A 22800-nucleotide genomic window follows, 5' to 3' on the forward strand; every position below is an offset into this window, starting at 1 on the left:
AGGGACTCATCGATGGGCGTTCTTCATCAGCCGCGGGTCTGAACTGGAAGGCGGGTTCACGATGCGCGACGGCGTGCGCTTCGCTGGAGGGCAACAGGGCATCTCGACGGATGCGCTGATCGACGCTCTCGCGGGGGATCTTTCGGCCACACCCGTCCCATCCGTGCGCCGCACGCTCGCCCTGGCGTTCGCCGTCGGAAGCGCGGTGTCCGCGGCGGCCATGCTGGCGCTGCTCGGCTTGCGCCCGGACATGGCCTCGGCCCTCGCCACCGCGTCGTTCTGGATCAAGCTCATCTTCCCGTTCGGCCTCGCGGTGGCCGGGCTGATGGTGATGGCTGTCGACCGTCTGGGCCGGCCGGGCGCCGCGGCCGGTCGCGGCTATGCGGTGGGGATCGCCGTTGCAGGCACCATGGCCCTGCTCGCGAGCGTCCAGCTCGCCACCGCGCCGCGGGACGCCATGCGGCCGCTCCTCCTCGGGCACACGCTGGACCATTGCACCGCCCTCATCATGCTGCTCGCGCTGCCCATCCTGGCCGCCGGCATGTATGCCATGCGCCAGATGGCCCCCACACGGCTGCGCCTTGCGGGCGCCGCCGTCGGCGTGACGGCTGGTGCGCTTTCGGCCGCCATCTACGCGATCGCCTGCGATGAGACGGCGCTGCCCTTCGTCACCTTGTGGTACGGCGCGGGCATTGCTCTCACGGGTGTGCTCGGTGCGCTTCTGGGGCCTCGCCTGCTGCGGTGGTAAGGCCCGACCGCGCCTTTCATTGGCCATGGCCCGCTTGTGTTTTAGGGCGATCGATCTAGAATAAGTTCGATCGTTGGGCCAAGCGACAATCTCCTGCGGCCCGGAGGCTGCAGGGGTCTCGTCGTACGCGGATCTGAAGCGGAGATGGACGTGTCGGCGCCAAACCCGCCACTCGACGCCCTGATGATCGCCGCCCAAGCGGGCGACGAGGCAGCCTATCGCGCCCTCCTGAAGGCCTTGGCGGCGACCCTCCGCAGCTATTTCGCGCGCCGACTCGGCCGGGATGCGTCAGTGGAAGATCTGGTTCAGGACACGCTGATCGCCATCCACGAACGCCGCGCCACCTATGATCCGCTTCGGCCGTTTGCGGCCTGGTTCTTCGCCATCGCCCGCTACAAGCTCATTGACCATCTCCGGGCTGCGCGCCGGAGCGCGTCGAGCCCGGTGGAGGATATCGAGGACCTCGCCGGAGCGGACGAGGAGGCACCTGCCAGCGCGCGGCTCGACCTGGAGCGACTCCTGGACGGCCTGCCCCAACGCTCCCGCGACATCGTGCGCACGGTGAAGATCGAAGGGCAGTCGGTGGCCGAAGTCTCGCTGCGCTCGGGCCTGTCCCCCATCGCGATCCGCGTGCTCCTGCACCGCGCGGTCAAGGCCATGTCGGCAAAGGTGGGCAATTCCCGCCGATGATCGCACCCTGGCCGGCTCCGGCGAGAACGCGATCACGGCTCGGACAGCCTGTTCCGGCGATACGACATCGCTGGCCTCAGAAGAAGGCGGCGTTGGGCAGGGGGACGCCATTCAGCAGGCGGTTTCCAATGGCGCGGGCCTTGTAGGACACCGGATTGTGCGCGGTGATGGTGCGGATGTTGCGCCAGTGCCGGTCGAGCCGTTCGCGCTGACGGGCCGCCGAGGCGCCGCCGACCTCGAACAGCTGCGTCGCGGCGCCGAGGGCTAGGTCGTCGATCACCACCTTCGCCTTCGCGGCGCGTAGGGCCGCTTCCTCGAAGAGATCCGCATCGGGCTCCCCGTCGATTGCGCTCTGGTATGCGGCGCCCAGTGCTTCGGCAGCGCGCAGAACCGCAGCCTCCGCGACGTAGGCGATGCTGGCCAGCCGGCCGATGGATTGCTGCAGGAGCGGATCGGCAGCCGGTTGCGCCTCGACGGCATGGTAGAAATTGCGGTCGCGCCGCTTCACCAGCGCGGCGGCATCATCCACCACGTTGCGGACGATGCCGGCGACGATGGCGGTGAGATAGAGCTGTTGGAATGTGGCGAAGTACGGCAGCTTGAGGTCTTCCTCAGCAGTGAAGATCACCGCGTCCCGATCCACCGCCACATCCTTGAACACACTGGTGCCGCTCGCGGTGCGCTGCTGGCCGATGCCGTCCCAGTCGTCATCCACGCTCACACCGGGCGCATCGGTGGGCACCAGCGCCGAGACCGGCCGGCCATCGGGCGTCGATGCGTTCACGAAGATGAAATCCGAATAGAAATTGCCCGTGCTGTAATATTTCGTGCCATTGAGGACGAATTGCCCGTCGCGCTCCTCAAGCCGTGTCTCGCCCCGCCCGCTGCCGATGTTGGGGATGCCGAGTTCGCTGGCGCCCAGGCCGACGAAGCGGCCGGCGCGCACATGGTCGAGCCAGCGGCTGTATTTGACATTGCGCCGGGTACGCAGCGCGGTTTCCACGAAGGCGAAGTGATTGCGCAGGATGTGGGGGACGTTCGGGTCGGCCTGCGCGAGATCGATCACCAGCGCGAACAGATCCGGCAGCGAGGCGCCGCCCCCGCCCTCCTCCCGTCCGAGGCGCAGGGCGCCGAGACGAATGCCGCGGGCTCGGTCGATCACTTCGCGAGTGGGCAGCTCGCCGGCATCGCGGGCCGCGGTTCCCTTGGCCACGGCCACGATGAAGGCCTGCAGCTCAGGAGAGCCGATGCTCGCCGCCGGCGTCGCGGTGGAGGCGTCCGGTGTCCGTTCAATCTTGCCCATCATTGTTTCTCCCATGTCAGACGAAGTGGTTGGCCCACTCAGCCGGCGCCACCGGATGCGCGGTGACGGTGGAAGCCGGAGAGCGCAGATGGTCATTTAGCCGAGATCGGTCACCTTTTATATATTATTTTTATCGATATTATTGATTAATGGCAAAACGGTCGTCAGCTTGAGCACTCAAGGCGTGAAACGTCGAAGGCGAAAGGGGCGCCACCGTGCCTCGGCACCCGTCTGCGGGCGCAGGCTCCGGGGCGCATCGCATCAAGCCGCGGCGCTTCAGATCCCGGATCGTGCGCTCGTCGAGAACGTGGAACTCCGCCAGCCGCCGCTCGCCCAACGTGAGAGCCCATGACCGTCGAAACCTTCACCGACGCGCGACATCCCGCACCGGGACGCCTCGCCCTGAAGCTCACGCCCAAGCCGCGCGAAGGCCGGATCCGGCTGGTGAGCGCCGATGCCTCGCGCCTGCTCCTGCCCATCGTGCTGCTGCTGATCTGGCAGGGGGCGTGCTCGTTCGGCTTCGTCGGTCCGCGCACGCTGGAATCCCCGCTCACCGTGGCGCAGACGCTGGTGGAACTGACGGCCTCGGGCGTGCTGTGGGAAAGCCTCGTCGCCTCCTTCAAGCGCGCCGGCCTGGGCTTCCTCCTCGGCGGCGGCCTCGGGCTGCTGCTCGGCGTGGTCGCCGGGCTCTCGCGGGCCGGCGAGCGGGCCTATGACGCCCTGCTGCAGATGTTGCGGATGGTGCCGTTCCTGGCGGTCATCCCGCTGTTCGTCATCTGGTTCGGCGTGGACGAGGAGCCGAAGATCCTGCTCATCGCCCTCGCCTGCATATTTCCGGTCTATCTCAACACCTTCTCCGGCGTGCGCAACGTCGACCCCAAGATCATCGAGGCGGCGACGGTGTTCGGCATGAGCCGCTCGGCCATCGCGACGCAGATCGTCGCGCCGCTGGCGCTGCCGTCCATCATGGTGGGCATCCGCTATGCCATGGGCGTGGCGCTGCTGTCGCTGGTGGCGGCCGAGCAGGTGAACGCCACATCGGGCATCGGCTATCTCGCGCTCAATCCCCGCGCCTCGCTGCGCACCGACATCATCCTCGGCGTGGTGCTGCTCTATTCGGTGCTGGGGCTGTTCGTGGATTTCCTGATCCGCACCGCGCAGGACCGCCTTTTGCCCTGGCACCGCACCATCCTCGAGAAGGCGCGCTGAGCCATGAACCAGGCCGTCGTCACGCCCCTCACTTCACCCCTCGCGCCAACCTCTGTGCACCGCGAGGACGCAGTCGTCATAAGCGGCGCCACCAAAGGCTTCGGCGGGCGCCTGTTGTTCGAGAACGTGGACCTGTCCATCCGCCGCGGCGAATTCGTGGCCCTGCTCGGCGCCTCGGGCTCCGGCAAGACGACCCTGCTGCGCATCCTTCTCGGCCTCGACACCCTCGACGCCGGCGCGGGCGAGGTGGCGACGCCGCGGGCGGCGGTGTTCCAGGAGCCGCGTCTGGTGCCCTCCCAGCCGGTGTGGCGCAACGTGCTCATGGGCATACCGCGCCGCCGCCAGCACCGGCAGGTCGCTCTCGACGCCCTTGCCGAGGTGGGCCTTGCCGCCCATGCCGATGCCTGGCCGGTAACCCTCTCCGGCGGCGAGGCGCAACGCGTGGCCCTCGCCCGCGCGCTGGTCCTGGAGCCGGCCCTGCTGCTGCTCGACGAGCCGTTCGCCGCCCTCGATGCGCTGACGCGCCTCAAGATGCAGGACCTGGTGCGGCGCCTGTGCGGACGCCATCACCCCGGCACGCTCCTCGTCACCCACGACGTGGACGAGGCCGTCCGCCTCGCCGACCGCGTCCTCGTGCTGCGCGAACGCCGGCTGACCCTCGACGTCATCGTCGGCGAGGCCCGCGACAGCACAATTGCGGCCGGCGCTCGCCTCAGGTCCCGCCTCTATGCCGAGCTGGGCGTGGATCCGCTCGGCCGCGAGCAGGCCCCGCATCCGAGCGCGGGCCCCCGCGCAGTCTGATTCACCCGCCCCCTTCGTCCCTCACTGCCCACAAGGACCGATCCATGAGCACCGCGTCTTCCCGGCCCATCCGCGTCTCGCGCCGCCGCGTTCTGGCTGTCGCCCTTGCCGGCGTTTTCGCCGGCAGCCTCACGGCTCCCCTCTCTTCCGCCAAAGCCGCCGAGCCGCTGGATCTCTCCAGCGTCACGCTGCGCATCGGCATCTTCGAGGACGTGACCCGCGATGCGATCGAGGCCACCGACTTCCTCAAAGGCACGCCCTACAAGATCCAGTGGGCGCGCCTCAACGGGGCGGGGCCGACCGTGCAGGCGCTGGGCGGCAACGCCATCGACATTTCGTGGGGCCTCAGCGACACCGCGCCGGCCAAGGCATCCGCCGAGGACCGGCAGAACTGGACCGCGCAGAACGCCCCCATCAAGGTGATCGCGCTTCTGAAGCCGCTGGACGAGGAGAAATTCTCCAACAGCTTGATCGCCGCCCATAAGGACGCCGGCATCAAGACGCTCGCGGACCTCAAGGGCAAGACATACGCCTACAACGAAGGCGGCAACATCAATGCGCTGGCCCTGCTCGGCCTGCATGCTGCGGGCCTGACGACGAAAGACGTGCAGGTGCGCCTGCTCACCTATGACGCCACCTCCACGGCTCTTATCGCCGGAGCGGTGAACGCCGCTCCGGTCACCCGCGCGCGGGTGGCGGACGCGCTCGCCGACGGAACGCTGGTGGAGATCGCCCGCGACATCGACGTGGGCTTCCCCGGCTATGTCTCGGTGACCGGCCGCACGGCGGCCATCGAGGACCCCAAGCTCGGCGCCGCCATCGGCGACTTCCTCAACCGGCTGGCGAAGTATCTGCGGTGGGCGTCCGCCCGCCCCGAGGATGTGGCCAAATCCTATGTGAAGACCCAGCAATTGTCGCAGAAGGACGCGCTGAACGCGGCCCGCGCCAAGGCGGTGACGCTGATCCCGGTCAATCCCGGCAGCCCTGGCTTCGACAAGGAGATCGTGGCCACCGGAAAGCTGGTGACGGCTGGCTTCTATCCTCGTCCCGTGGACTTCGCGACCGTGGTCGACGGCCACTTCGCCGAGCAGATCGTGAGCGGCGACAAGGCCCCGACGAACTGACGCGGCGCCGGCGCGCGAGCCAAGCCGCGTGCCGGCCCTCGGTCCCGGTCCTTATGCCGAACCGGCGCGTCACGTCCGGGCTCCGGCTTCCACCGTCTGCCCTGCCCTGAAAGGAGACCTCCATGTCCGTGCAAGCTCTCGCTTCATCGCCCGCCCAGGATGCCGGCACCGCCCTCACCCCGTCGGAGCGCGATCGCTACGACGCCAACTACATCGCCCTGTTCGGCGACGTTTCGGAAAACGCGCACCGGCGCTGGGAGGTGACGGACCGCCTCGGCCGCACCGATCTGGTGCGACTCATCGAGGATCTGCGGATCAAGGCGATCCACGAGAACAGCCTCGGCATCAAGGTGCAGCAGCTGGTCCAGTTCGGGCAGTTGGTCGCGCTCGGCAAGAAGCCCGCGGCGGAGCACCATGCCCAGGCCGCCCTCAAGGCCGGCGCGACCGTCGATGAACTGCTCGGCGTGGTCGAGACGGCCTTCATCACCGGTGGCGTGCCCGCCTATTCACTGGGCATCGAAATCATCGCCGCCCTGGAGCCAGCCCCGGCGCGGTGAAGACATGGCGGCGCCGGGTTCACCGGAAAGGGTCACTCTTCCGCAGGCAGGAAGCGGGGATCGTCGCCGAGATAGGCGCGGTGGAGTTCCGGGTCGGCCAGCAGTTCCGCCGCCGGTGCCGAGCGCACGAGGCGGCCGGAGGCGAGCACGTGGCCGTCGCCGGCGAGCGACAGGGCGAGGCGGGAATTCTGCTCCACCAGCACCACCGTCACCCCCTCCTCGGCGATGGCGCGGATCGCCCGGGCCATGTCCTGGACGATGGCCGGCGCAAGTCCGAGGGAAGGCTCATCCAGCAGCAGGAGGCGCGGGCGCGCCATGAGCGCCCGCCCGATGGCGCACATCTGCTGCTCGCCGCCGGACAGGGTGCGCGCGATGCTGTTTCGGCGCCGCCCGATCTGGGGAAACAGGTCATAGACCCGCGCGAGGTCGGCGCCGATGCCCCCCCGGTCGCGCCGGCCATAAGCGCCGGTGCGCAGGTTGTCGTGGACGCTCATCTCGCCGAACAGGCGGCGGCCTTCCGGCGAGAGCGCCATGCCCAGCCCCACCCGCGCCTCGGTGGCGAGGGCATCCACCGGCCTGTCGTCCACGAGGATGCGACCGGCAGCGAGGGTTGTGAGGCCCATGACGGCACGCAGCAGCGTGGACTTGCCAGCCCCGTTCGCGCCGATGATCGCCGCCACGGAGGCCGAGCGCACGGTGAGGGAGACCTCGCTCAGGGCCGCTATGCCGCCATAGCGCACGCTGACGCCGGAGAGTTCAAGCCGCATGGGCGTCGCTCCCGAGATAGGCGGCGATGAAGGCGGGGTCGTGCCGCACCGCGCCGGGCGGCCCGTCCGCGATCACCTCTCCCTGGGCGAGAACGACGATGCGCTCGCACAGGCGCATCACCATGGGCAGATCGTGCTCGATGACCACCAGCGAAACGCCGCGCTCGGCGCGGATCGCCCGCAGCAGGGTTTCCATATGGGCGGTCTCGGCGCCATTGAGGCCGGCGGCGGGCTCATCGGCCAGCAGCAGGCGGGGGCGGGCCGCAAGCGCCATGGCGAGGCCCAGCACTTTCTGGAGGCCGTAGGCGAGGGCGCTGGCCTCCTGCGCCGCGTGGGCACCGAGCCCGCAGAAGGCGAGAAGCTCCTCGGTGAGGGTATCGGCGGCCGCCTCGGCCGCGCGCTGACTGCGACGGCGCAGCAGGTCGCGGGGGCGACCAGCCGCATGGAACAGGGCGGCGCGGCGCAGATGCCCGGCCACCGTGAGGCCGGGCAGCACCATGGGCGACTGGAAGCTGCGCACGAGGCCGCGCCGCGCCACATCCCCCGGGTCGCGGCCGTCGATGCGCGCGCCGCCGAAATGAATTTGCCCCGATGTGGGACGCAGCGTGCCGGTGACCAGGTTGAACAGCGTGGTCTTGCCGGCACCGTTGGGGCCGATGAGGCCGGTGATCTGGCCCTCCGGGATCACCAAAGATACATCACTGACCGCGGCGAGGCCGCCGAAACGGCGGCTGATGTTGGATAGGCGCAGCTCCGCACGCAGCTCCACACTCAAGGCTGCCTCCGCCGCACGAGGCCGGCGAGCCCGTGGCGGAAGAACACCATCAGGCCGAGCAGCGCGAGGCCGTTCAGGAGCTGCTGGTAGAGCACCGCGGAGCGGAACAACTCCGGCAAGGGCACCAGCAGCACCGCGCCCAATATCGGCCCCGCCAGCACGCTCACTCCGCCCACCACGTTCATGGTGAGGGCGTTCACGGCCGTGGAGACGTTGAAGGCCTCCGGCGAGATGTAGGAGAGGTAGTGGGCATAGAGGCAGCCCGCCGCCCCAGCGATGCCACCGGCGACGGAGAAGATCAGCCGGCGCCAGCTGAGGACATCGATGCCCAGGGACTGCACCAGCGGCTCATTGTGGAGGAGGCCATGGATGACCTCCCCGGAACGCCCGCCGAGGAGGCGCTGGGAGACGAGCAGAGCACCCGCCAGCACCGCCACCACCAGCGCGTAATACGCCGGACGCGCCTTGAGGAGGAACGGGCCGATGGCGGCGGCCGGGATTTTCATCAGCCCGTTGTTGCCGCCGAACGGGACCACGAACTCGACGAAGACCAGCACGATGGCCTCGCCGAGCACGAAGGTGAGGAGGGCGAAATGCACCCCCTTGATACGCAACGCCACCGTGCCGACGGCCGCCGCCGCCAGGGCCGGGGCGAGCACGGCGGCGAGCAGGCCGACAAGGAACGGCGCGCCGAGATCCCGCGTCAGCAGCGCGGACGCATAGGCCCCGAGCCCCATGAGACCCGCCTGGGCAAGGGAAAGCTGGCCGATCCGCAGCATGAGATGGATGCTGAGCGCCAGCAGCCCCTCGATACCGACGAGGATCGCCACGTGATAGACGAAGGAATTGCCCGCCATCACCGGGATCGCGGCAAGAAGCGCGAAGCCGGCCCAGGTCACGGCTGCAGAGACCACGGGCGCGGATATCCCTGCCGGGAGCGGCAATGCCATCAGGCCCGCCCCATGAGGCCAGCGGGCCGGACCAGCAGCAGCAGGATCACCGCAACGAAGGAGGCGAGCGCCGCCGCCGTCGCGTCGTAGAGCAGTGAGATGCCGGCATCGATGGCGCCGAGCAGGAGGGCGGCGACGATGGCGCCCGGGATGCTGCCGAGCCCGCCCAGCACCACCACCACGAACGCCTTCATGAGCGCGCTGTCGCCCATATAGGGCTCCACCGAATACAGCGGGGCGATGAGGGCGCCGGCAAAGCCCGCCAGAAGGCATCCGATGCCGAAGGCGGCGGGATAGATGCGCCAGGGTGCGATGCCCTGGAGGCGCGCGTTTTCCGGCTCCTGCGCCACCGCCCGCATGGCGAGCCCGAGGCGGGAGTGGTGGAGCAGGAGATAGGTGGCGAGGACCAGGAGGAAGGCGGCGCCGGCGGCGAAGAGCTGGTCCTTGGGCAGCACGGCGGAGCCGAGGCGGATCGCGCCCGAGATGGGCCGGTTGATGGGAGGCCCCTCAACCCCGAAGATCACGGTCACGGCGCCCTTGATGATCACCGCCAGCGCCAGCGCCGCAATCATGCCGCCAAGCTCGTCGCCGCCGAACCGGCGGAAGATGGCCCGCTCGCTCGCAACCCCCAGGAGACCGGCGCCGAGCGCCGCCAGGGGCAGTGCCGCGAAGTAGTTCAGGCCCAGCAGAGCCTGGCCCACATAGACACCATAGGCGCCGATCATGACGAACTCGCCGTGGGCGAAGTTCACCACCCGCATGATGCCGAAAATGAGCGTGAATCCAAGTGCAACGAGCATCAGGATCGCCGCCGAGAGCATCGACATCACGAGGAACTGCTGGAACATCGCGGGGCTCGTACTCGGGCGGGTGCCCCGCGGCGGCGGGAGCGGGATGATCTGTGTGTAATGGCAGGGGATCTGCCGCGCCCGGTCCGGCGCGCGGCCTCAGGACAGAGCGGCCTTGCCGATCACCCGGCCGCTACCGTTGGCGATCTCGAGGAAGAACAAGGGCGTGTAGAGCTGGTGGGCCACGCCGTAGGTTTCGCGTCCGCCCCAGTGCAGCTCGCCCACCGTGCCTGGGAACGGTGATTGGGCGGCGAGCGCTGCGACGACGGCATCGGCGTCGGTGCGGCCGGCCTTCTCCAGGGCGGAGAACAGCAGCCGCGCGGCGTCGTAGAACAGGAACGTGTAGTCGCCCATCTCATTCCTATGGAACTGGGCGAAGGCGGTCTTGAGCCGCGCCCACTCGGGGCTCTCCGGGTCGGCCTGGAGGATGCCGACCACGCCCTCCACATTCTCCGCCCCGCCGGTGCGGACGATCTCGGCCACGTCGAAGCCGCCGAACTTGGTGAAGATCCCGCGATAGCCCTGTTCGCGCGCCTGCCGGATGATGAGGCCCGAGGTGGCGGGCGGCGTGGTGTCCAGCTCGATGCTGTCGGGATTGGCCGCGAGCAGCTTGGTGACGAGCGGGCGGAAGTCGGTCTGCTGGCGCTCGAAATGCTCGGCGGCGACGATCTCGAAGCCGGCCTTGGTGTAGGCTTCCTTCTGCACCCGCTGGCTGTTCCAGCCGGTCTCGTCATTGGCCGAGATGGTGGCGACCCGCTTCACCTGCGGCCGGTTGGCCTTGACCCAGGCCACGGTGGCCGAGGCGAACTCCTGCGTGGTCGGCCCCACCCGGTAGACATAGTCGGCGTCCTTCAGGATGGCGCTGGACCAGCTCGCCGTGAACAGCAGCACCTTCTCCTTCTCGGTGAGCGACTTGATGGCGAGGGTGGAGGCCGAGGCGATGGGGCCGAGGATGAACCGCACCCCGTCCACCTCGATCAGGCGGTTCACCGCCGTGACCGCATTGGCCGCCTTGTACTGGTCGTCATAGGCGACGATCTCGATGGCGTAGTACTTGTCACCGATCTTCAGCCCGCCCCTGTCGTTCACTTCCTTCGCCGCGATGCGCGCGCCACCGTCGATGGCAAGCCCCCACGGTGCGCCGGGACCGGTGAGGGTGCCGAGCACGCCGATCTTCAAGGTCTCCTGGGCGAAGGCGCGTGGGGCAAGCGCCGCGGCGCCGAGCGCTGCGGTGCCGGCCAGAACGACCCGGCGGGAAAGCGGTGGCATCTGGGGCATCTCCATCGACTATTTAATCTACTAAAACTATAAATAAACTATAGTCAAGCTGGACCCGGCGGTTTTCAGCCACCGCCGGCAGCCGTTCCGGAGATCGCGAATGAGTAATGGATTCACTGAGTTGCAAAGTAAGGACGGACACCCGTTCGAGGCATTCCTGGCACCTCCCGACCAGCCGAATGGGGCGGGGCTGGTGATTCTGCCCGAGGTCTACAACGTCAATGCGTGGGTGCAGGGCATCGCCGCTCGCTACGCCAAGGCCGGCTACACCGTGCTGGTGCCCGACCTGTTCTGGCGCCAGCAGCCGGGCGTGCATCTCGACTACGACCAGGTCGAGCGCGCCCGGGCGCAGGGCGAGGCGGTCGATGTCGATGGGGTCGTCAGCGATGTGGGGCCGGCGGCACGGGCATTGCGCGAGCGTCTCGGCGAGGGCGCGAAGGTGGGCGTCATCGGCTTCTGCCTCGGCGGACGCCTCGCCCTGCTCGCCGGCATCCGCGAGCCGGTTGACGGGGTATCGGCCTTCTATGCGGTGAAGCTCGAACGCCATCTCGACGAACTGCCGAAGCTCGCCGTACCGACCACTATTCATTTCGGCGCCACCGATCCGTGGGTCCCGACCGAAACCGTTGCCGCCGTCGAGCAGATCTATGCGCAGGTGCCGCACGTCGGCTTCCACCGCTATGCGGACACCGGCCACGGCTTCGCCCGCAACGGTTATCCGCCCCATGTGGAAGATGCCGCCGAACGCGCCCACGCGCGCACCCTGGCGCTGTTCGAGGCAGCGTTGCTGCCGCCCGCTCCCGCTGCGGGCTGAGCCGGAGCATCGGTGCGGCGAGCCTGCGCGCACCTCGCGGATGCTGGCCGGGCGGGAGCGTCACCGCGCGCCCGGTCGCAACCACCGGGGATTGGTGAAAGCCGATTTCACTACCAGATCGCGGGGATTGACACATTAAACATAATATCTATAGGTTTTATTGAATTGTGGCGACATCGAATCCACCGCCGCAGTCTCCAGCGCCATTCTCACGTCGAGCGTCCCGGCCGGATGTCCGCCCGTTCGCCTCGGCGTCTCTTCAAATCAGGAGATGGACCAGATGAAATTTGCGGTTCTCGCCGCCGTGGCGGCCCTGTCCGTGGTGACGGCGGCACAGGCTCAGGAGGTGCTCAGGATCGGCGCCCCGCTTCCGGTCACCGGAGCGCTGGCGCCTGAGGGCGCGAAGCTGCGCCAGGGCTACGAGCTGTGGCAGGAGAAGGTGAACGCCGCCGGCGGCGTCAAGGCTGGCGACAAGCGCCTCAAGGTGGAGCTGGTCTATTACGATTACCAGTCGGCCACCCCCAAGGCGGTGCAGCTTGCCGAGAAGCTGATTGCCGACGACAAGGTGGACTTCCTGTTCTCGCCCTTCGGCTCCGGCGCCACCAAGGCGGTGAGCGCAGTGGCGGAGAAGAACCAGATCCCGCTCATCGCCTCCTCCGCCTCTTCAGCCGAGGTGTTCGACCAGGGCTACAAGAACCTGTTCGGCGTCTACACCGACAACTCCACCTTCTCCGAGCCTCTCGCGGAACTGGTGAAGACCAAGGTGCCGGAGGTGAAGCGCGTCGCCATCCTCGCCCGCAACGACCTCTACCCGCTCTCCCTCGCCAACGAGTTCGAGAAGAGTGCGAAGAAACGCGGCTTCGAGGTGGTGTTCTTCGAGAAATACCCCATTGGCACCCTCGACCATTCGGCCGCCCTCGCCCAGCTGCGCGCGGCCAAGCCCGACTGGATCATCGCCACCGGCTACATCAACGACCTGATCCTGGTGCGCAAGCAGGCCGGCGACCTGCGGATCGGCGCCAAGGTGCTCACCCTCATCAACGGCCCGGCCTACAAGGAGTGGATCGAGGCGGTGGGGCCGCTGGCCGAGAATGTCACCACCGCGAGCTGGTTCCACCCCGCCGTGAACTACCAGAGCGAGGACGTGTTCGGCTCCAGCAAGGCCTTCGTGGACGCCTTCAAGGCGAAGTACGGCAGCGAGCCGGACTTCACCCAGGCCTCGGGCGCCGCGGTGGGCGTGGTGCTGCAGTCCGCCATCGAGCGCGCCGGCTCCACTGATCGCGCCAAGGTGCGGGCGGAGCTTCAGAAGGGTGGCTTCAAGACCTTCTTTGCCCCCATCTCCTTCTCGCCCACCGGCATCGCCGACAGCTATGTGCCGCCGGTGCTGCAGATCCAGAACGGCAAGGTGGAAGTGGTGCTGCCCGAGAGCCTCGCCTCCGCTCCCTTCAACACCGGCATCCGCGACTGACGGGGCCGCCCGCGCCCGGCCCGACGCGCCAGCCCCCTGCTTGCCAGGGCCGGCGCGTCGAGCAGCGCAGTCGCAATGTGTTTTCAGGCGATACGGGCATCGGCCGGCGTGAAACCGCCGGTGCCCGTGACGCCCTCCCCTTTCCGGATCGAACCCATGCTCTGGCTTCAGGTCCTCGCCAACGGGCTCGCCCTCGGCGGGCTCTATGCGTGCATCGCGGCCGGCTTCTCGCTGGTCTGGGGCGTGCTCAACGTCATCAACATCCTGCACGGATCGCTGGTGGTCCTGGGCGCGTACCTTGCCTTCTTCGCCCATGCCGCCTTCGGCATCAGCCCGTTCGTGTTCGCCCCGGTGGCGGGGCTGGCGCTGTTCGGCCTCGGCTTCCTCATCCAGACCGCGGTGGTGAACCGCGTGATGGGCCGCCCGGTGCTCATGAGCCTGCTGCTCACCTTCGGCCTCAACCTGTTCCTCGACAATCTGATGATCGAGCTGTTCAGCGCCGACTATAAGAAGGTCATACTCACCCCGCCCGCCGGCCTGCTCGACCTCGGCCCGGTGATCGTGCCGAAGGACCGCCTCTATGCCACCGGCCTCGGCCTGCTGGTGGTGGCCGGCCTGTGGGTGCTGCTGCGGACCACCCAGCTCGGCCGCGCCATCGTGGCGGTGCGCATGGATCGCGGCGCCGCCGAGCTGATGGGCATCGACGTGCGCGCCACCTATGCGGTGGCCTTCGGCCTCGGCGCCTTCATGGCCGGGGTGGCGGGGGCGCTGCTCAGCGCCATCTTCCCCATCTCGCCGCTCGCGTCGGGGGTCTATCTCGGCAAGGCCTTCGTCATCTGCGTGCTGGGCGGGCTCGGCAGCGTGCCGGGGGTGATCGTCGGCGGCTTCTCCCTCGGGCTGCTGGAGAGCTTCGGCGCGCTCACCCTCGGGCCGGAGCATGCCGGCACCCTCTCCTTCGTCGCTCTCATCCTGCTGCTCATGGTGCGCCCGCAGGGCCTCATCGGGCGAAGGGGCTTTGAATGAACCCGCGTCTTCTCGGCGGCATTGCCGCCGGCGTGGCGGCCCTCGCGGCGGTCGGCCTGTTCGCAGACACCTACCTGCTGCGGCTTGCCACCACCTTCGCCATGTATTGCGCCCTCGGCCTCTCCTGGAACCTGGTGGGCGGCTATACCGGCTATCCCTCCTTCGCCACGGCCGCCTTCTTCGGCCTCGGCGCCTATGCCACCGCCATCGCCCAGACCTCCGGCCTGCCGCTGCCGCTTGCCTGGGCGACGGGCGGCCTCGTGCCCTTCCTGTTCGCCGGCCTCCTGGGCCTCGCCATCCTGCACCTGCGCGGGCATTACTTCGCCATCGCCAGCCTCGTGGTGGCCGACGTGCTGCGCGAGGTCACCAATTCCTGGACCAGCCTCACCGGCGGCGGCATGGGGCTGAACCTGCCGCTGGTCGGCGGCAGCGTGGCGGCGCAGGCCCAGTTCTATTTCTGGGTCATGGTGGGGCTTGCACTGATCGCGCTCGGCATCACCGTCGCCGTGGACCGCTCCCGCCTCGGTGTCGCCGTGCGCTGCATCGCCCAGAACGAGGATGCGGCGCAGATCATCGGCATCGATACCCGGCGCGCGAAGGTCGCGGCCTTCGCCTTGTCCGGGCTGCTGGCCGGGGCAGCCGGCGGCGTCTACGCCTCCTGGGTCACCTATATCGATCCGAGCGACGTCTACGACGTTTCCCTGTCGGTGAAGCCCATCCTGATGGCGCTGCTGGGTGGGGCGGGAACGGTGATGGGGCCGGTGGTGGGCGCCTTTGTCTTCCTCGCGTCCGAAGAGCTGCTGTGGCGTAACCTGCTCTCCTTCCATGCCGGCCTCCTCGGCCTGCTGGTGGTGGCGCTGGTGCTGTTCCTGCCGGATGGGCTGAAATCCATCCGCTGGCGCGGGATCATCGCACCGCGCGCCGCACCGGGGACGCGAAGCTGATGGCGCTCCTCGAAATCACCAATATCCGCAAGAGCTTCCGCGGTCTCGTGGCGCTCGATGACGTATCGCTCCGGCTTGATCCGGGTGAGGTGGTCGGCCTCATCGGCCCCAACGGCGCCGGCAAGACCACCCTCGTCAACGTGGTCAGCGGCGTGCTGAAGCCGGATGCCGGCAGCCTCGCCTTCGACGGACGGCGGATCGACGGGCTGACGCCGGACCGCATCGCCCGGCGGGGGCTGGCGCGCACCTTCCAGATCGTGCAGCCCTTCCCACAGATGACCGTGCTGGAGAACGTGGCGGCCGCCGCGCTATTCGCCGGCGGCGCCCCCTCCCTGCGCGCGGCACGGGACGGCGCGCGGGAGGCGCTCGCCTTCTGCGGGCTCACCGCCGAGGCGGACAAGCAGGCCTCCACCCTGACGCTCGCCAGCCGCAAGCGGCTGGAGCTGGCCAAGAGCCTCGCCCAGCGCCCGCGCCTGCTGCTGCTCGACGAGGTGAATGCCGGCCTCAACCCGGCGGAGATCGACCACGCCCTCGACCTCATCCGCGCCATCGCCGCCCGGGGCATCACCGTCCTCGTCATCGAGCACCTGATGAAGGTGGTGACGCAGGCCTGCCACCGCGTGGTGGTGCTGCACCAGGGCCGGCTGATCGCTGACGGTCCGGTGGATCACGTCCTGGCCGACCGCACGGTGGTGGAGGCCTATCTCGGCCGCGGCTATGCGGACCGGCTGCGGGAGGTGGGGCCATGAGCGCAGGCCAAGACGCTCCTATGCCCCTCGCCGCTCCCCTGCTGCTGGACGCGCGCGACCTTGCGGTGTCCTACGGCGACGTGGCGGTGATCTGGCAGGCCCATATCACGGTGCCGGCCGGCAGCATCGTCGCCCTCGTGGGGTCGAACGGCGCGGGGAAGACCACCTTGCTCAAGACCCTGGCGGGCACGCTCCGGCCGCGCCGCGGCACCATCCTCCTGGACGGGCAGGACGTGACCGCGGACGATGCCCGCGGCCGTGTCGCGCGCGGCCTCGTGCTGGTGCCGGAAGGCCGGCGCCTGTTCGCCGGGCTCTCGGTCTACGACAACCTGCTGCTCGGCGCCTATGCGCGCACGGACCGGCGGCAGGTGCGCGCGGACGTGGAGCGCATATACGCGCTCTTTCCCCGCCTCGCCGAGCGGCGCCGGCAGGATGCATCCACCCTTTCCGGCGGCGAGCAGCAGATGTGCGCCATCGCCCGAGGCCTGATGGCCGATCCGCGCCTGCTGCTCATCGACGAGCTGTCCCTGGGCCTCGCTCCGGCCGTGGTGGAGGAACTGGTGGCGGCGCTGAAGACCATCAACGCGGCCGGCACCAGCCTGCTGGTGGTGGAGCAGGACGTGGCCATCGCCTTCGGCCTCGCCGACTACGCGCACGTGCTGGACCAGGGGTGCTCCGGCATCAGCGGGCCGGTGGGTGAGATCGCCGCCGACCCGGCGGTCCGCCGCGCCTATCTCGGCATCTGAAAAACGGCTCCAGAGAGGAACAACCATGTCCGGCCCCAAGCGCAAGGTCGAATACTATTTCTCCTTCATCTCGCTGTGGTCCTATGTGGGCAGCCTGGCCTTCCAGGACCTGGTGAAGCGCCACGACATCGAAGTTGACTACAAGCCTATCGACCTGCTTGCGGTGTTCGCCTCGGGCGGGGGCAAGCCGGTGAAGCAGCGCCCGCTGCAGCGGCAGGCCTACCGCATCGTGGAGATGAAGCGCTGGCGCGACATCCGCGGCATCCCCCTGGTCATCCATCCGAAATTCTATCCCGCCGATCCGGCCCGCGGGCACCGGCTCTTCCTCGCGGCGCAGGAGGTGGTGAAAGCCGGCGGCGCCGGCGACCTTGCCACCTTCGCCCACCTGGGCCTCAGGGCCGTCTGGGCGGACGAGTTCAACGTCGAAGATCCCGACACCCTGGTCGGGCTCGCCGACCGGGCCGGCTTCGACGGCCGCGCGCTGCTGGCCGCAGCCGACGACAAGGCTCACGCCGACCGCGCTGCGGCTCTCACGAAGGAGGCCATCGACCGCGACCTGTTCGGCGCGCCGTTCTATTTCTACAACGGCGAACCCTTCTGGGGGCAGGACCGGCTCGACCTGCTGGACGCCGCCATCGCCTCCGGCCGTCCTCCGGTGCCGCCGACGTCGCCCTCGGAACTCTGAGGATCTGCGCGACACGACCTGCCTGAGCCGTTCACCCGCCCATCGGCGGTCGTCATTTTTCAAGCGGTGGGCGCGGTTGAGGCATGCGCGTCGCGCCACCCAGATGCGGCAAATTAACAACACTTTTTCTATAGACAATATATGTAAATTGGCAATCTTAGGATCGCGGCGCCTGTTTCCAGGCCTGGTTCCACCGCCGCGCCCATTGTCACTTGTCACCATTGTTACCTGTCAAGGCATTGCGCGAGATGGCGTCTCCCTTCACCCAGACGAGCCCCGATGGATCGCAGGAGCGGCTTCCGCCGCTGCCGTCCCGCCCGCATCTGATCACCTGCGATGCCGAGGCCATCGAGATCGCCCATGCGCTCGCCCCGCGACTGGCCGAAGGCGCCTCCGCGCGGGATCGCGGCCGGATCCTGCCCTGGGAGGAGATCGAGCTTTTCACCGCGAGCGGCCTCGGCGCGTTAACCGTGCCGCGCCAGTTCGGGGGGCCGGAGGTCTCGAATGAGACGCTGGCCCGCGTCTTCGCCATCCTCGCTGCGGCCGACGCGTCGGTGGCCCAGATCCCGCAGAACCAGTTCGGCGTCCTCGGCCTGGTGCGCGAGGCCGCGAGCCCCGGCCAGCAGGCGCGCATCTACGCCGACATCCTGGCCGGCCACCGGATCGGCAACGCCGGGCCGGAACGGCACGGCCGCGCCATCACCCACGTGACCACGCAGCTGGCACGCACCGACGCGGGCCTGAGGCTCACCGGCCAGCGCTATTATTCGACCGGATCAATGTTCGCCCACTGGATCCCGACCCGTGCCGTGGACGAGGCGGGGCGGCCGGTGTTCGTCTGGGTGCGACGCGACGCGCCGGGCGTTCGGGTCGTGGACGACTGGGAAGGCTTCGGCCAGACCACCACCGCAAGCGGCACGGTGATCTTCGAGGCGGCCCCCGTCGACGCGGAACTGCTGATCGATCTGACGCCCCTCGCCACGCGGCCGGGCCTTGCCGGGCCGCAGTCCCAGCTCATCCAGGCCGCCATCGATGCGGGGATCGCGGCCGGCGCGGTGGCCGCCGCCCTCGACTTCGTGCGCACGAAGACCCGGGCCTGGCCCTTCACGGTCGAGACCGCGACGCAGGATCCCTACATCATCGGCGAGGTGGGTCGGCTGGAGATTGACCTGCACGCCGCCGAGGAGGTGCTGGCGCGCGCCGGCCGCACGCTCGACCGGATCGCGGCGGCGCCGGTGACGGCCGAAAGCTCGGCCGAAGCCTCGGTCGCCGTGGCGGAGGCCAAGATCCTGACCACCGAGATCGCGCTGGAGGCCTCGGAGCGGCTGCTCGAACTCGCCGGATCCTCGGCCACGCGCGAGGGCTACAACCTCGGGCGGTTCTGGCGCGATGCGCGGGTGCACACGCTCCATGACCCGGTGCGCTGGAAATACCATCTGCTCGGCAATTACACGCTGAACGGCGCCCTGCCCCCGCGCCACCAATGGAACTGAGAGGCAGGCCGATGACCCTTCCCGCCACACCTGCCACCATATCTGCCACCACGCCGATCACCCGCATCGCCCCACCGCCAAGCCCGGTGCCGCGGATCGCCTCCGATGCCGAGGCGCTGGAGGCCGCCCGGGCACTCGCCGCGGACTTCGCCGCCGGCGCGGCCGGGCGCGATCTGGAGCGGCGGCTGCCCTGGGAGGAGATCGAACGCTTCACGCAGACCGGCCTGTGGGCCATCACCGTGCCGAAGGAGTACGGCGGCGCGGGCGTGAAAGCCGCGACCGTGGCGCAGGTGATCGCCCTCATCTCGGCGGCGGACGGGTCGCTGGGCCAGATCCCGCAGAACCATTATTACGCCCTCGAGGTGCTGCGGAACGGCGGCTCCGAGGCGCAGAAGCACTTCCTCTACGAGCGGGTCCTGGCCGGCGAGCGCTTCGGCAATGCCCTCGCAGAGATCGGCGCGCGCGACTACACCCGGCGCACGCGGCTCGTCCGCGATCCCGCCGGCTGGTACGTGGAAGGGCGCAAATACTATTGCACCGGCTCGCTCTTCGCCCATCGCATCCCCACACTGGTGAACGCCGAGGAGCACGGCCGCGAGGTCGCCTATCTCGTCTTCATCCCGCGCGATGCGGCGGGGGTAAGCGTCATCGACGACTGGGACGGCTTCGGCCAGCGCGTCACCGGCTCCGGCTCGATCCTGTTCGAGCGGGTGAAGGTGGAGCCCGAATGGGTGGTGCCGTTCCAGGCGTCCCTCGACCGGCCGACCGCCATCGGTCCCTTCGCCCAGATCCTGCACGCCGGCATCGACCTCGGCATCGGACAGGGGGCTTTCGCGGCGACGCTGCCCTTCGTGCGCGAACGTGCACGGGCCTGGATCGACGCCAAGGTCGAACGCGCCAGCGAGGATCCCCTGACGCTCCATGCCATCGGCGATGTGCGCGTGCGGCTCGCCGCCGCCGATGCCCTGCTGGAACGCGCGGGGCGCTACGTGGACGCCGCGCAGGCAGCGCCCGACGAGGCCAGCGTCGCCGCCGCCTCCATCGCGGTGGCCGAGGCGCGGGCGGGAAGCCACCGGGCGGGGCTTTTGGCCGCCAACAAGCTGCTGGAACTCGGCGGCACGTCGGCCACCGGCCGGGCGGACGATCTCGACCGCTACTGGCGCAATGTCCGGACCCATACGCTGCATGATCCGGTACGCTGGAAGTATCACTGGATCGGTGCCTACCACCTCAACGGGCGCCTTCCGCCCCGGCACGGGGCGCTATGATGGCCGCGAAGAAACAGATCCTGCTCAACGCCTTCAACATGAACTGCGTCGGGCACATCAACCACGGGCTCTGGACCCACCCGCGCGACCGCTCGCCCGACTACAACACCCTCGCCTATTGGACGGATCAGGCCAAGCTGCTGGAACGCGGGCTGTTCGACGGGCTCTTCATCGCCGACATCATCGGCGTTTACGACGTCTATGGCGGCGGCATCGACGTGACGGCGCGGGAAAGCGTGCAGCTTCCGGTGAACGACCCGATCCTGCTCGTCTCCGCCATGGCGGCGGTGACGCAGAACCTCGGCTTCGGCATCACGGTGAACGTGCACAACGAGGCGCCCTACACCTTCGCCCGGCGCTTCTCGACCCTCGACCATCTGACCCAGGGCCGCATCGGCTGGAACATCGTCACCGGCTATCTGGAGAGCGCCCATCGCGGCAAGGGCGACGGACAGCTTCCCGAGCATGACCGGCGCTATGACTATGCCGAGGAATATCTCGAGGTGCTGTACAAGCTCTGGGAGGGCAGCTGGGACGACGATGCCGTCCGCCGCGACCGCGCCGCCCGCGTGTTCGCCGATGCGGCGAAGATCCGGCCTGTCGACCACCACGGCGAGTTCTTCGATATCGGCGGATATCACCTCGCGGAGCCCTCGCTCCAGCGCACGCCAGTGCTCTACCAGGCCGGAACCTCGCTACGCGGCCGCGCCTTCGCGGGCCGGCATGCGGAATGCGTCTTCATCTCCGCCCGCGACAAGGCGACGGCGCGGACCGCCGTGCGCGCCATCCGCGCGGAGGCCGAGCGTGCCGGAAGGCGGCCCGAGGACGTCAAGGTTTTCGTGGGCATCGCCGTGGTGCCGGGCCGCACCAAGGCCGAGGCGGAGGAGAAGCGCGACGAGTACCTGCGCTATTCCAGCCCGGAGGCGGGGTTGGCCCATTTCTCCGCCACCACCGGCATCGATTTCGCCCGCTACGGGCTCGACACGCCCATTCCCTATGCCCCCGGCAACGCCATCCAGTCGGCGACGGCCGCTGCCGCCCAGAGGGGCCTCACCAAGCGCGACCTCCTGTCCGAACTCGCCCTCGGCGGGCGCTATGCAGCGATCACCGGAGACGGCCCAGCCATTGCGGACGAACTGCAAAGCTGGATCGAGGAGGGCGAGGTCGACGGCTTCAACCTCACCCGCATCGTGGTGCCGGAGAGCTACGCGGATTTCATCGACATCGTGATCCCCGAGCTTCAGGACCGCGGCCTTTACAAGACCGCCTACGCGGAAGGCGCGCTGCGCCACAAGCTCTTTGGCCATGGCGACCGTCTGCCCGACCGCCACGCGGCCGGGGCGTTCCGGCCGGCCGCACGCCGCGCCGAGGCCGTGTGAAAGGAAAGACCCATGTCCTACGAAGTCTTCTGGTTCCTGCCGACCTCGGGCGACACGCGCTATCTCGGCAAGTCGGATTTCGGCCGGGCCCCCACCAACGCCTACATGCGCCAGATCGCCGAGACCGCCGAGCGGCTGGGCTATGACGGGCTCCTGATCCCGACCGGGGCAAGCTGCACCGACCCCTGGGTCACCGCCGCCTCGCTGGTGCCGGTGACGCGGCGGATCAAGCTTCTCGTCGCGCTCCGCACCTCGGTCACCGGACCCACGGCGGGCGCCCGGCAGGCGGCGGCGCTGGACGAGGCGCTCGGCGGGCGCCTCCTGCTCAATGTGGTTCCCGGCGGCGATGCGACGGAGCTTGCCGCCGACGGCGTGTTCCTCGCCCACGACCAGCGCTACGAGGCGGCGGACGAATATCTCTCCGTCTGGAAGCGGCTGCTCGCCGGCGAGAAGGTGGACTTCGCCGGCCGCCACATCCGGGTCGAGGGCGCCCAGAACTTCCACGATCCCGTCCAGAAGCCGTGGCCGCCGCTCTATTTCGGCGGCTCCTCGCCGGCCGCGCACGACCTCGCGGCCAAGCATGTGGATGCCTATCTGACCTGGGGCGAGCCGGTGGCGGCCGTCGCCGCCAAGATCGCCGACGTACGGGAGAAGGCGGCGCGGCAGGGGCGCACCGTGCGTTTCGGCGTGCGCCTCCATGTCATCGTGCGGGAGACCGAGAAGGAAGCCTGGGCCGACGCCGAACGGCTCATCAGCCACCTGACCGACGACGACATCGCCCGCGCCCAGGCCAACTATGCGCGGATGGATTCGGTGGGCCAATCGCAGATGACGGCGCTGCACCAGGGCCGGCGGGACCGGCTCGTGGTCGGACCAAACCTCTGGGCGGGCGTTGGTCTCGTGCGCGGCGGCGCCGGCACCGCGCTGGTCGGATCGCCGGAACAGGTGGTCGAGCGGCTCGAGGAATACGCCGCGCTCGGGGTCGATACCTTCGTGCTCTCGGGCTATCCGCATCTCGAGGAGGCGATCCGCTTCGCGGAACTGGCTTTTCCGCTGATCGCCGGCAAGGGGCCGGTGACGCTGCGCGATTCCGCCCAGACCGGCGGCGCCTTCGACATCCGCGCCACCGCGGCGAGCTGACCTAAAGCATTTTCGAGCGAAGCGGATACCGGTTCGCGTGA

The 22800-nt window shown here is 69.0% G+C and carries 23 protein-coding genes; 17 read left to right on the forward strand and 6 right to left on the reverse strand.

The features are described from left to right. The first annotated feature begins 61 nt into the window (after positions 1-61). Together FZ033_RS21635 and FZ033_RS21640 are read left to right on the forward strand one after the other, a co-directional pair. Positions 62-748 carry an NrsF family protein gene (locus tag FZ033_RS21635; protein ID WP_149578136.1) on the forward strand — a complete coding sequence of 229 codons (687 nt, stop codon included), beginning with the start codon at positions 62-64 and terminating at the stop codon, positions 746-748. Between the two features lie 144 nt (positions 749-892). Next, complete coding sequence (locus FZ033_RS21640; protein ID WP_149578137.1) at positions 893-1438, forward strand: sigma-70 family RNA polymerase sigma factor; 546 nt, start codon at positions 893-895, stop codon at positions 1436-1438. Positions 1439-1514: 76 nt separating this feature from the next. Here FZ033_RS21640 and FZ033_RS21645 read toward each other — a convergent pair whose 3' ends face one another. Next, entirely contained in the window at positions 1515-2744 is a 1230-nt protein-coding gene (locus tag FZ033_RS21645) for an acyl-CoA dehydrogenase family protein (protein ID WP_210247932.1), read from the reverse strand. Positions 2745-3089: 345 nt separating this feature from the next. On the opposite strand from FZ033_RS21645, the gene FZ033_RS21650 reads away from it, so the two are divergent. From FZ033_RS21650 to FZ033_RS21665, 4 genes are all read left to right on the forward strand, one after another. Then, a complete protein-coding gene (locus FZ033_RS21650) occupies positions 3090-3950 on the forward strand; it encodes an ABC transporter permease (protein WP_149578139.1) in 861 nt (286 codons plus the stop codon). Positions 3951-3953: 3 nt separating this feature from the next. Then, positions 3954-4751: an ABC transporter ATP-binding protein gene (locus tag FZ033_RS21655; RefSeq protein WP_149578140.1), complete on the forward strand. Its 798-nt coding sequence runs from the start codon at positions 3954-3956 to the stop codon at positions 4749-4751. Positions 4752-4795: 44 nt separating this feature from the next. Beyond that, positions 4796-5875 (forward strand): ABC transporter substrate-binding protein, encoded by a 1080-nt coding sequence (locus tag FZ033_RS21660; protein WP_149578141.1) that lies wholly within the window; start codon positions 4796-4798, stop codon positions 5873-5875. A 122-nt stretch (positions 5876-5997) separates the two neighbouring features. Then, complete coding sequence (locus FZ033_RS21665) at positions 5998-6432, forward strand: carboxymuconolactone decarboxylase family protein (RefSeq protein WP_149578142.1); 435 nt, start codon at positions 5998-6000, stop codon at positions 6430-6432. Positions 6433-6464: 32 nt separating this feature from the next. Here FZ033_RS21665 and FZ033_RS21670 read toward each other — a convergent pair whose 3' ends face one another. The 5 genes from FZ033_RS21670 to FZ033_RS21690 form a co-directional block, all read right to left on the reverse strand. Then, complete coding sequence (locus tag FZ033_RS21670; protein ID WP_149578143.1) at positions 6465-7199, reverse strand: ABC transporter ATP-binding protein; 735 nt, start codon at positions 7197-7199, stop codon at positions 6465-6467. Beyond that, entirely contained in the window at positions 7189-7968 is a 780-nt protein-coding gene (locus FZ033_RS21675; protein WP_232847609.1) for an ABC transporter ATP-binding protein, read from the reverse strand. The genes FZ033_RS21670 and FZ033_RS21675 overlap by 11 nt, the downstream gene beginning before the upstream one ends. A gap of 2 nt (positions 7969-7970) precedes the next feature. Further along, positions 7971-8888, reverse strand: coding sequence for a branched-chain amino acid ABC transporter permease (locus tag FZ033_RS21680; protein ID WP_188079625.1), 918 nt, complete (start codon positions 8886-8888; stop codon positions 7971-7973). Positions 8889-8923: 35 nt separating this feature from the next. Further along, entirely contained in the window at positions 8924-9772 is an 849-nt protein-coding gene (locus FZ033_RS21685; RefSeq protein WP_149578145.1) for a branched-chain amino acid ABC transporter permease, read from the reverse strand. 99 nt (positions 9773-9871) lie between these two features. Further along, positions 9872-11041: an ABC transporter substrate-binding protein gene (locus FZ033_RS21690; protein WP_188079626.1), complete on the reverse strand. Its 1170-nt coding sequence runs from the start codon at positions 11039-11041 to the stop codon at positions 9872-9874. A 109-nt stretch (positions 11042-11150) separates the two neighbouring features. On the opposite strand from FZ033_RS21690, the gene FZ033_RS21695 reads away from it, so the two are divergent. From FZ033_RS21695 to ssuD, 11 genes are all read left to right on the forward strand, one after another. Next, positions 11151-11864 (forward strand): dienelactone hydrolase family protein, encoded by a 714-nt coding sequence (locus FZ033_RS21695; RefSeq protein WP_149578147.1) that lies wholly within the window; start codon positions 11151-11153, stop codon positions 11862-11864. Positions 11865-12144: 280 nt separating this feature from the next. Next, entirely contained in the window at positions 12145-13332 is a 1188-nt protein-coding gene (locus tag FZ033_RS21700; RefSeq protein WP_149578148.1) for an amino acid ABC transporter substrate-binding protein, read from the forward strand. A 156-nt stretch (positions 13333-13488) separates the two neighbouring features. Further along, positions 13489-14355, forward strand: a complete 867-nt coding sequence (locus FZ033_RS21705; protein WP_149578149.1) for a branched-chain amino acid ABC transporter permease — start codon at positions 13489-13491, stop codon at positions 14353-14355. Next, positions 14352-15299 (forward strand): branched-chain amino acid ABC transporter permease, encoded by a 948-nt coding sequence (locus FZ033_RS21710; RefSeq protein WP_149578150.1) that lies wholly within the window; start codon positions 14352-14354, stop codon positions 15297-15299. The genes FZ033_RS21705 and FZ033_RS21710 overlap by 4 nt, the downstream gene beginning before the upstream one ends. Next, positions 15299-16048 (forward strand): ABC transporter ATP-binding protein, encoded by a 750-nt coding sequence (locus FZ033_RS21715; protein ID WP_149578151.1) that lies wholly within the window; start codon positions 15299-15301, stop codon positions 16046-16048. The genes FZ033_RS21710 and FZ033_RS21715 overlap by 1 nt, the downstream gene beginning before the upstream one ends. Continuing rightward, entirely contained in the window at positions 16045-16794 is a 750-nt protein-coding gene (locus FZ033_RS21720; protein WP_232847606.1) for an ABC transporter ATP-binding protein, read from the forward strand. The genes FZ033_RS21715 and FZ033_RS21720 overlap by 4 nt, the downstream gene beginning before the upstream one ends. A 25-nt stretch (positions 16795-16819) precedes the next feature. Further along, positions 16820-17479: a 2-hydroxychromene-2-carboxylate isomerase gene (locus FZ033_RS21725; protein ID WP_149578152.1), complete on the forward strand. Its 660-nt coding sequence runs from the start codon at positions 16820-16822 to the stop codon at positions 17477-17479. 248 nt (positions 17480-17727) lie between these two features. After that, entirely contained in the window at positions 17728-18972 is a 1245-nt protein-coding gene (locus FZ033_RS21730) for an SfnB family sulfur acquisition oxidoreductase (RefSeq protein ID WP_149578153.1), read from the forward strand. Positions 18973-18983: 11 nt separating this feature from the next. Further along, a complete protein-coding gene (locus tag FZ033_RS21735) occupies positions 18984-20240 on the forward strand; it encodes an SfnB family sulfur acquisition oxidoreductase (protein WP_149578154.1) in 1257 nt (418 codons plus the stop codon). Next, positions 20237-21619 carry an LLM class flavin-dependent oxidoreductase gene (locus FZ033_RS21740; RefSeq protein WP_149578155.1) on the forward strand — a complete coding sequence of 461 codons (1383 nt, stop codon included), beginning with the start codon at positions 20237-20239 and terminating at the stop codon, positions 21617-21619. The genes FZ033_RS21735 and FZ033_RS21740 overlap by 4 nt, the downstream gene beginning before the upstream one ends. 12 nt (positions 21620-21631) lie before the next feature. After that, positions 21632-22759 (forward strand): FMNH2-dependent alkanesulfonate monooxygenase, encoded by a 1128-nt coding sequence (gene ssuD, locus FZ033_RS21745; RefSeq protein WP_149578156.1) that lies wholly within the window; start codon positions 21632-21634, stop codon positions 22757-22759. Positions 22760-22800 lie beyond the last annotated feature (41 nt).

Origin of the sequence: Xanthobacter oligotrophicus (assembly GCF_008364685.1) — a bacterium.
GTDB classification, from domain to species: domain Bacteria; phylum Pseudomonadota; class Alphaproteobacteria; order Rhizobiales; family Xanthobacteraceae; genus Xanthobacter; species Xanthobacter oligotrophicus.